The sequence below is a fragment of the Aliikangiella coralliicola genome (assembly GCF_007004725.1).
GTDB classification, from domain to species: domain Bacteria; phylum Pseudomonadota; class Gammaproteobacteria; order Enterobacterales; family Kangiellaceae; genus Aliikangiella; species Aliikangiella coralliicola.
This window is the reverse complement of sequence record NZ_ML660167.1, coordinates 422,273-432,926: the sequence shown is the minus strand read 5'-3', so window position 1 is coordinate 432,926 and position 10,654 is coordinate 422,273. Positions and strand designations below refer to the sequence as shown.

General features: G+C 42.5%; 1 protein-coding gene. It reads left to right on the top strand.

The window, feature by feature from the left end; all coding sequences use genetic code 11:
* The first annotated feature begins 2 nt into the window (after positions 1–2).
* A complete protein-coding gene (locus FLL46_RS19015) occupies positions 3–10,463 on the top strand; it encodes an SDR family NAD(P)-dependent oxidoreductase (protein WP_142932922.1) in 10,461 nt (3,486 codons plus the stop codon).
* Positions 10,464–10,654: the final 191 nt, after the last annotated feature.

The window sequence follows — 10,654 nt, the reverse complement described above, 5'->3', positions numbered from 1 at the left end:
TGATGGAACAGATGAATGATTTAAAAAATATATATCGTGATTTGTCTCAAGGTAAACTAACTCAACAGCAAGCGTTGGAAAAAATCAAAGCGATTAAACTCAAGCAGAAAAACGCTTCGGGTATATTGCTGGCAACACCGGTTTGGGAAGAGGATGCTTCAGTCGTGTCCAATTCCCTGATGTTCAACGTTGAGCAACATTGTGTGTTGTTATGCCATCTGCCAAAACTGAATAGGCCGCAGTTAAAGTCTGACTTGCCGGCCAGTCAAGTTGTCTCAGTTGTTCAGAGCAATAAAGATATTGCAGCCGACTACAGCGAGCTGGCACTGAGTTGTTTTGAACAGATTCAAAGCATTCTAAAAAGCCGCCCAAAAGGCCCGGTGCTGTTTCAAGTTGTCGCCGCTGATAATGGGCAAATGACAATGTTGTCGGGGTTATCCGGTCTGCTCAAAACCGCCATGTTAGAAAACCCTCAACTGATTGCACAGGTTGTTTTCACTGATGTTGTCGATTCTGCCGAGAAGCTTACCCAACAATTACAAGATGCTGGAAACTACCCACAGGAAACCTTAATCCGTTATCAGCAAAACGAGCGAAAGTTCTTACACTGGCAAGAAGTTAAAGCGACAGAAAAAACTGAAGTTAAAGAGACAGCTTTGAAAGAGACTGCTTTTAAGGACAGTGGCACTTACCTGATTACCGGCGGCTTAGGTGGTCTGGGCAAGTTAATGACCCGGGAAATTCTACAACAAACCCGTCACGGAAAAATCATTGTGACAGGACGGTCACCGCTAACAGCTGAAAAGCAATCTATTCTGGACGATTTCTCGGCGCTAAATACACAATCTGAAAGCCGGGTAGAATACCGCCAGTTAGATATTGAAAACCAGAGTCAGGTTGAATCACTCATCGCTTCGATAAATACGCCAGAGGCCTCACTCAAAGGGATTATTCATTGCTCGGGAATGACCGCGGATAACTTTATCATCAAGAAGTCATCTGAAGAATTTCGTCAGGTTTTAGCGCCTAAGGTATTGGGCACTTATCATCTTGACCAGGCGAGCCGTGATTTAGCGTTGGACTTTTTTGTCTTATTTTCATCAGCAGCTTCCTGGCTCGGCAATGTTGGTCAATCGGATTATGCAGCTGCCAATGGTTTTATGGACCAGTTTTCAGCTTATCGCAATCAATTAGTGGCGCAAGGTGACAGACAGGGGAAAAGTCTTTCAGTCAACTGGTCATTATGGCGAGAAGGCGGCATGGAGATTGAGCCATCGATGCTGAGTCAGATTGAACAGAATACCGGTGCAGTACAACTAGAAACCGCGAGTGGACTAGGTGCTTTTTATCGCGGCTTGCAGTTACCCTATAGCCAGTTTTCGGTGACTGAAGGTAATATACAAAAATTGCGTGTAGCGTTATTGGAAAACACGAGCCTTCAGCAAGTCTCTTCAAAAGATGAAATAGCAAACGTAACGACTCAATTAGACAACGAAGTTGTTTCACATGCTCCTTCAGCTAAGTATTCCCAACAAAACTTTCAGGAAAGTACAGAAGGGTATTTATGCAAACAGTTTTCGAAATTATTAAAACTCCCATCACATAAAATAGATGCTCAGGCGCCATTGGAGAAATATGGTATTGACTCGATAATGGCGATGAACTTGACGAGTCAGCTGGAAAAGGCATTTGGCTCGTTACCGAAGACTTTATTTTTTGAATATCAAACCATTGCTGAGTTAGCTCAATACTTTGTGCGATCACATTTGGCCAAGGTGGAGTCTCTATTTATTACGCCGATTGTCGACATTAATCAAGTTAACACACCAACGAATGAATTGAAAAAATTCCCCGCAAAATTGCAAAGCCTGACTAACAAAATAAATAAATCAAAGTTGGGGCGTCGTTATGCAAAACAAAGTCAATCGCCAACTCTGTCGAATAAAACAGCATTAGGTCAGACTCAGATTTCGAACGCATTCGGCGCAGAAAAAACAGCGCCGATTGCTATCATCGGATTAAGTGGTCGTTACCCGGAAGCGCCAAATATTGAAGCCTATTGGCAAAATCTTCGCGACGGGAAAGATTGTATTGTAGAAGTACCGCAAGAACGATGGGATTGGCAACAATACTACAGTGAAGACCGTGCTCAGAAAGGAAAACACTTTAGTAAGTGGGGCGGTTTTATTGTTGGTGTTGACGAATTCGATTCGCGTTTTTTCAACATATCTCCACGGGAAGCCAAGTCAATTGACCCGCAAGAGAGATTGTTTTTACAACACGCCTGGATGGCCGTTGAAGATGCAGGTTACACACGAACCACTTTACAAATACCTCATCAGGAAGACGCGCCGGGTCAGGTGGGCGTTTATGTGGGCGTCATGTATGGTGAATATAGTGTGTCGGGTAGCTTAGCCAGCATTGCTAATCGAGTTTCGTACGTATTAAATTTACATGGTCCGAGCATGACGTTGGATACGATGTGTTCTTCGTCGTTAACGGCCATTCATCTGGCTTGTCAGGATCTCAAACTAGGGCGAACTGATTTAGCAATTGCCGGTGGGGTCAATGTCAGCATTCACCCGGGAAAATACCAGATGCTAAGTGCTGAACAATTTATTTCCAGTGCAGGGCATTGCCAAAGTTTTGGTGAAGGCGGTGATGGTTACATTCCTGGCGAAGGTGTCGGCGCAGTCATTCTGAAAAGACTGTCACAAGCCGAACAAGATGGTAATCACATTTATGGTGTTATTAAAGGTAGTGCACTAAATCACGGTGGTAAAACTAACGGTTACAGCGTACCTAATCCCGGTGCTCAAGCCAACGCAATTACCCGCGCGCTCGCAGAAGCAGAAATTGATTCTCGTCACATCAGTTACATTGAAGCCCATGGAACCGGCACCAAGTTAGGTGACCCAATTGAAATCGCTGCGCTAACTAAAGCGTTTAACCAAAACTCATCCAGCGAAACTGAAGAGTTCGGTTTTTGTTTGATCGGTTCTGCAAAGTCGAATGTCGGTCACTGTGAATCTGCCGCTGGTGTGGCAGGTGTAACAAAAGTGTTGTTGCAGATGAAACATCAGAAAATCGTGCCATCTTTACATTCCGCTAAGCTCAATCCTCATATTGATTTTGATAACACACCGTTTATTGTCAACCAGACATTAAAAGCGTGGCAACCGCCAGTAATTGATGGTCGGCAAGTTTCAAGAATCGCAGGCGTTTCATCATTTGGTGCCGGTGGTTCCAATGCTCATATCATTATTGAAGAATACTCAGAACAAGAACACTCGGTACTCAATAATCAAACGATTAAACGCCGGCAAGATGATTCCTGGCCAACTAAAGTGATAGTTTTGTCGGCAAGAACAGAAGCCCAGCTTCGACAAAAATGTAGCGAGTTAATCGGTTTCATTGAATGCAATGAATCTTCAATAGATTTACATGGGATGGCTTACACATTACAAGTAGGCAGGGAAGCAATGGGCGAGCGACTTGGACTGATAGTCAGTTCATTGACAGAGCTTTCTGAAAAACTCAACGCTTTTATTTCTGGCGCAGAGGACATTGAAGATCTTTACCTAGGTAAAGTTAAAGATCATAGAGAAACGCTGTCGCTATTTAGCAGCGACAATGATATGCAACGGACCCTTGATAAATGGATTACTGATCGAAAATTAACAAAATTATTAGATTTATGGGTTAAAGGCTTAGCACTAGATTGGAATAAGCTTTATGAACAAGATTTCAGTCAAGGAATCCAGCCACAATTGATTAGTTTGCCGACTTATCCATTTGCTCAAGATAAGTACTGGATAGATCCATTGGAAGTTTCAGCGCAGATTGTTTCAGGACAGGCAATCTCCGGCGATAGCAACTCGTTGATACAGGGTGGTATTAAACCGATTCACCCTGTACTTCACACTAATACTTCCGATTTATTTCAGCAAAGCTACCAAACAAGTTTTAGCGGCAAAGAATTTTTCTTTCAATCAGATTTCTCCATCAGACATCAAAGTAACCAGAAAGTGTTGCCCACATCTGTTTATATCGAAATGGCCAGAGCGGCGATTGAAAATGCAATGCCAGATTCTGAAGCATTTGTGCTGGAATTACATGATATAGTCTGGGCGCAGCCTATTGTCGTGGAGGAAAGTCGCAGCGTATCAATTGCGTTACTGGCTAAAGACAAGGAGCAAATTGACTTTGAAATTTATAATCAAGAACAAGATGTTGTTCACTGTCAGGGGCACGGAGTATTGAGCCGGAATCCTGCGCCGACAAAGCTCGATCTAATATTTTTGAAAAAACAGCTAGAAAAAACGAATACTAATTCACCAGGCTTGCCCAACTTATTTAACCGAAACCTCACTTCAATTTACGCTGGAAATAACCAGCTACTTGCGGAGTTAACTATAGGCGACAATGATCGTCTTACCACGGATTACGTTTTACATCCCAACTGGTTAGACGCTATGCTACAAGCCCTGTTGAGTTTAACTGAGGGTAGTCAATCCGCGGGTCTTACTTTACTGCCATTAAGCTTATCTTCCATTCGGATCATTTTTCCAGGTGCTAAAAAGATGTTCGCCTGGATACGTTTTTCAAATGAACAAGGTAGCGCGAATGCAAAGCTGGATATTGACTGGTGCGACGAGCATGGCAATGTTTGTATTCAGGTTAAAGGCGCTGAATATGCGATAAGTAGACAAGCAGTTCAGCCGCGACAAAATCTACCTGTTGTAGATGATGAGTCGGAATCTAATAAAAAAACGGCGGAAGCAAACAGTCTTGTCGATATTGGTATTGGTGCTAGCAAAAATGTAATTGATAACAGCCTTTCCAAAAAAATTGAATTAACAGAAATTCATAGTGAAATAGTTCAAATCCAAACGGAGAAACCGCAAGGTATTACATTGACGTCGGCAAGTAAATTAGTGACTGATAGTTCAAACTTTATTGAAAAATCGCCAACTGTTAATCGACTTGCAATGAGTGAATCGATTACTTTATCGAACGCTGTTTTCTCAGACAATAAAGCAGGCAGTACACAAGGCGAAATGAACAGTTCGCAAGCTATGGTCAACTTATACAACAACGGAAATGGAATTTATACCATCAAAATTAACCAGGTCGCTGATGGCAACGTCGTGTTATCGGAAAGAGCAATTAGCGAATTGAAATCTGCGCTAGAAATTGCACAGCAGGAAAGCCAAATCAAGATTCTGTTACTGAAAGGTACCGATGATTATTTTTTGAGTGGAGAGCAACAATCTCACAATAGTGCGATCGAACAAAAACTTTATCAAAAATTAGTGGAGTTTCCTTATCCAGTTATTGCAGTGATGAAAGGTAGCGCAACGAAAGTTGGTTTTCTCGTAGGTGCATTGTGCGATTTTATGATATGTAGTGAGGAAGCCAGTTATCAATATGCTGACTTTGACACCCATTCTTTTCCGAGCGCCGCTGAACAAAAGTTACTGGTCGAACGATTTGACATGATGGCTGCTGAAGAACTGCTGGATGGCAAAGAATCAATCCAGGGTACGCAATTGCGCGCGAATGGCTGGTCTTGTTTGATCACTCCCAAAGTGGATGTTGATCTTAAAGCCGACAAGCTTGCACAAGAACTTGCGGAAAAGCCGCAACAGGCGTTGAAGCTATTAAAGTTACATTTAGCGAGGAATTTAATTGAATTGGTCGCAGAACTAACGCCGGTTAGCCAGGAGTTAGAAAAGCTTCAATCCGAATCTGATAAAACAACAGCCAAGCAAAAATCAGCAATTGCGTCCCCGGTGAAATATATTCGGCTGAGCACCCATAACGACAATATTCTGATCGTCAGGATCCTACAATCCAAGAAGAAATTTAGCACCGCTTCTTTGATTGGATATTTGAGCAAAATATTTTCTCAAGTTAATCAAAATGTTCACTACAAAGCGGTCATACTCGCGAGCGAGCATGCTGAGTTTTTACCTCAAGCCGAAAAAGACAAGCAGGGTCAATTATTGAATGATTTTCAGACGCTGCTGTTAAGTATAGCGACTCCGGTGATTGTAGCGTTTGAGGCAAATGCGAGTGCGTTAGCAATGGCTGTTGCTCAACTTTGTGATGGGATAATTTATCACGATAAAGGGAAGTATTCATTTGCAAGTAACGAACATAGCGTTGACTTTTTAACGAAGGCCGAGGTTCTTTTGTCTCACCGCTTCGGAGATTATTCGGCCAGAAATCTTTTGTTAGCTCAGAGCAATTACTCTGGCGTTGAGTTAAAGCAGAGGCATACTCATCAGATAATCGTTGATAAAAAACAGGTTATTGAACAGGCTTTAGAATTAGCAGGACGCTGGTCACAGAATTCACTATCGTTTCTTACCGCGAAGAAAAAACGCTCCAACCAGATTATTCAAGAAAAAATTAAGCAAATTCCGCTTAGTCATGAATTGAATACTGGACTCAAAAAGACATCGCCAGTCGATAAACCGACACTCGTCGAACTTCAATCTTCCGTAGTTTCTGCGACGACCCATCCAGAAGGAATTCTGGTGGTGAAAATGGAAGATCGAAAGGCAAAGAATATGTTTTCTGATGCTTTGGTCGAAGGGATGAATGAGGTATTTGCACATATCGATCAGTCACCAGATTATAAAGTCATTGTTTTGACCGGCTATGATAGTTATTTTTCTTCTGGAGGAACTAAGGAAAGTTTGCTTGATATTCAACAGGGCAAATCGAAGTTTACCGACACACAAACCTTTCAGTTGGCAATGAAATGTCGGTTGCCGGTAATCGCGGCGATGCAGGGGCACGGAATTGGTGCGGGATTTGCCTTAGGCCTATTTGCAGATTTTGTTCTGTTAAGCGAAGAAAGCCATTATGTGAGTCCGTATATGAACTATGGATTTACACCTGGTGCAGCGGCAACTTTTATATCACCCCTTAGAATGGGTTATGACCTGGCCAGAGAGAGTTTACTCACTGCCAGAGAGTATGAAGGTAAAGCGCTACAAACCAAAGGCTTGCAATTATCTGTTCTGCCAAGACAAAAAGTGCTTTCAACAGCGATTGATTTGGCCAGACAGATTGCTCGCTATTCGCAAAGCCAATTGATGGCACTAAAACATCAGTGGACTTACCATTTGCATCAACCATTGCAAGATACCTGCGCACTTGAGTTGGCCATGCATGATGAAACCTTTGTCGGTGAATCAAACACGCTTAAACAAATTCAGAAAAATTTTTTCGACCAGATAGCTTCTCGAGACGATGTTCCTCAACTTTCAGCAACTGCTACAGCAAGAGCTGTTGAAGAGAAAGCCGTCAATCTGACGTCAACCGCTAATACTGTTAATAAAAATTCCTCGTTAACAGTCTCCATGATCACTGCTGCCATTAAAAAGTTATTGGCCGATGAATTACATATGGACGTTGCCGAGGCCGAAGAAGACGCTCAATTCGTTGATCTGGGGTTAGACTCTATTACCGGCGTCACCTGGGTGCGTAAAATTAATGACAAATATCAGACAACAATCGAGGCGACAAAAGTCTATAGTTTTCCGACGCTGACCGAGTTTGCAAAGTTTGTTAAAACAGAAATTGATGCGCAGGCTGATTCATCTAGTCAGTCAGAAATTCAAACTCAAAGTCGTACTGCGGCGCCTACCGTTACAGTTGCTAAAAGTGTTCATACGGAAGCCGCTATCTCTAACGTTGCTCAGGACAGTCAAGTTGCTGAAGCAGCCGATGAAAAAACAATTGAAATAAATTCAGTCAACATAAATTCATCGCAGGTTACAACGACACTTAAAAAGTTATTGGCGGATGAGCTACATATGTCAACAACTGAAATTGATGAAGACGCGCAATTTGTTGACCTGGGCTTAGATTCCATTACCGGAGTAACCTGGGTACGTAAAATCAATGATAAATACCAGCTGTCGATTGAAGCGACTCGAGTTTATAGTTATCCCACGCTCAAAGAGTTCAGTACATTTGTACAAACAGAGTCAGTGAAAACGCAGCAAATTACTGATGACTTGTCGGCAGAAATTGCGCCGGAAACTGTTGCACAAGTTGGTCGCAATAGTGACGCGCAGGTCAAGGGCTTACCGCCAACGCGCACGGAAATACCAAACGTCCAACAGTTCGATGTTGAGTCAACTTATACGCAATTAATATCCTGGCGAAAAAACAACTCAAAGTTACGTGCAGAATCTCGAACGCAGGATCACACGCAGCCAATTGCGGTTATCGGTATGGCCGGACAATTTCCTCAGGCTAATGATCTGGATGAGTTTTGGGATAATATTGCTTCGGCCAAAAACTGCATCACATCAATACCTTCGCAGCGCTGGGATTTAGATACTTACTATCAAGAGGGGGCACCGACACCAGGAAAAACGAATAGTCAATGGGTTGGTGCAATGGACGGATACGATTTATTTGATCCCTTATTTTTCACTATTTCGCCCACAGAAGCAGAAACCATGGAGCCGCAACAGCGCGTGTTTTTGCAGGCGTGCTGGCATACTATTGAAGACGCGGGTTATAACGCTCAAGCGCTTTCTGGTAGTCGGTGTGGTGTCTTTGTTGGCTGTGCGGCGGGCGATTATAACTTGTTATCTCGTGAGCAACAGATCAGCGCCCAAGGCTTTACCGGTGGAGCTGCTTCGATCCTGGGAGCTCGTATTTCTTATTTTTTAAATTTGCAAGGGCCTTGTTTATCAATTGACACGGCTTGCTCTTCTTCGTTAGTCGCTATAGCAAATGCGTGTGATAGCTTGAATTCTGCCGGTAGCGATTTAGCACTTGCCGGCGGTGTGTATGTAATGGCGGGCCCTGATATGCACATTAAATCTTCACAAGCTGGAATGCTGTCAACCGATGGTCGTTGTTTCGCTTTCGATCAGCGTGCCAATGGTTTTGTTCCCGGTGAAGGTGTTGGTGTAGTGATGTTAAAAAGGCTCGCTGATGCCGAAAGAGATCAAGATATTATTCAAGGTGTCATCAAGGGCTGGGGCGTTAATCAAGACGGTAAGACCAATGGTATTACAGCACCCAACGCTGACTCTCAAACACGTTTGCAACAGGAAGTTTACGACAAATTTAAAATCGATCCGGCTAACATTCAGTTAATCGAAGCCCATGGCACGGGAACAAAACTTGGTGACCCGATTGAAGTTGCTGGATTAAAAGAATCCTTTAAAAAATACACCGATAAGAAAGACTATTGTGCACTCGGCTCGGTGAAAAGCAATATTGGTCATTGCCTGACGGCAGCCGCGGTTGCCGGGTTGATTAAACTTATTTTAGCAATGAAACACAAACAACTTCCGCCAACCATTAATTTTGAAAAGGTGAATGAACATATAGGTTTGGATAATAGTCCATTTTACATCAACGATAAATTACAGCCGTGGGAAGTTAGTAAAGATGAAAGACGACAAGCGGCTATTAGCTCATTTGGCTTTAGTGGGACTAACGCTCACATGGTTATCGCCGAATATTCCTCATCAGGGATTGTAAATAACCAGGTTGTTAAGAAAGCGGTTGATAGCATCAACGAAAATGGCAAACTCATGATTCCATTATCGGCAAGAAATGAAGAACAGTTATTCCAAATTGCCGGCAACTTACTACAGTTCATTTCCAAGCAAAAAGCATCTATTCAATTAAGTGAAGTCGCTTACACTTTGCAAGTTGGCAGGGAGCCAATGGAAGAAAGAGTCGGTTTCATGGTTAATTCGATTGAGCATTTAATCGAAAAGCTAGAAGTTTTTGTTAGTAGTGGAAAAGATGAGGGTGTCGAAAACATCGAGGATGCTTTCCGTGGTCAAGTTAGAGGCAATAAAGAAAGTATGCGTATTATCAGTCAAGATGATGATATGAAAAATGCGATTATTCAAAACTGGATGAGCAGTCGTAAGCTATCGAAACTGTTAGATTTATGGGTAAAAGGTTTAGATCTGGATTGGAATAAACTCTATGGAAAATTGAAACCCCAACGAATTAATTTACCAACTTATCCTTTTGCCAGGGAACGTTATTGGCTTGAAAAAGATGTTGTTGCAACTCACGCTACTGCCGAGAATTCCAGTAATAGCACGGAACATTTGAATAATGTTCTACATCCGTTATTGCACATCAATACTGCCGAGCTGACTCAACAAGGCTATCGGGCAAACTTTGCAAATGATGAACAGCACCAGTTGTCGAATGATGATCCTGCCAATGTTCCTTCGGCTCAGAGAGTACGACGAGTTAGTTTGCCGACTTACCCCTTTGCCAAAGAGCGGTGCTGGATCGATGTCTCTGCTAAGGAGCAGAATATTGAGACAGCAACTAAGCCTGATAAGTTAAGGGTTGTTAAAAATCTTGAGTCTATCGAAAACATCATTAACAAGGTTGATGATGATTCGATTGAAACTAATCAAGCAGTCAAATTGTTAAAAAATCTGGCTTAGAAATTCTGTTTTAAAGTTAGACAAGAGCAAATATCAAAAATAAATATTGTAGGTTAGGTTACTAAACCCAACATCATTGGTAGGAGTTAGCGCCGATGTCGGGTTTCATTCTTCCCCCAACCTACCTAATAGCTAAAAACGCCTTCCCTTTATCAGGTTGAATTCTTCGAACTTTTTAGGAACGAAGCCAT

Bases quoted from the DNA above. Each gene is read 5' to 3' on its own strand.
- FLL46_RS19015 (WP_142932922.1), top strand. From the start codon at position 3: ATGGAACAGATGAATGATTTAAAAAATATATATCGTGATTTGTCTCAA.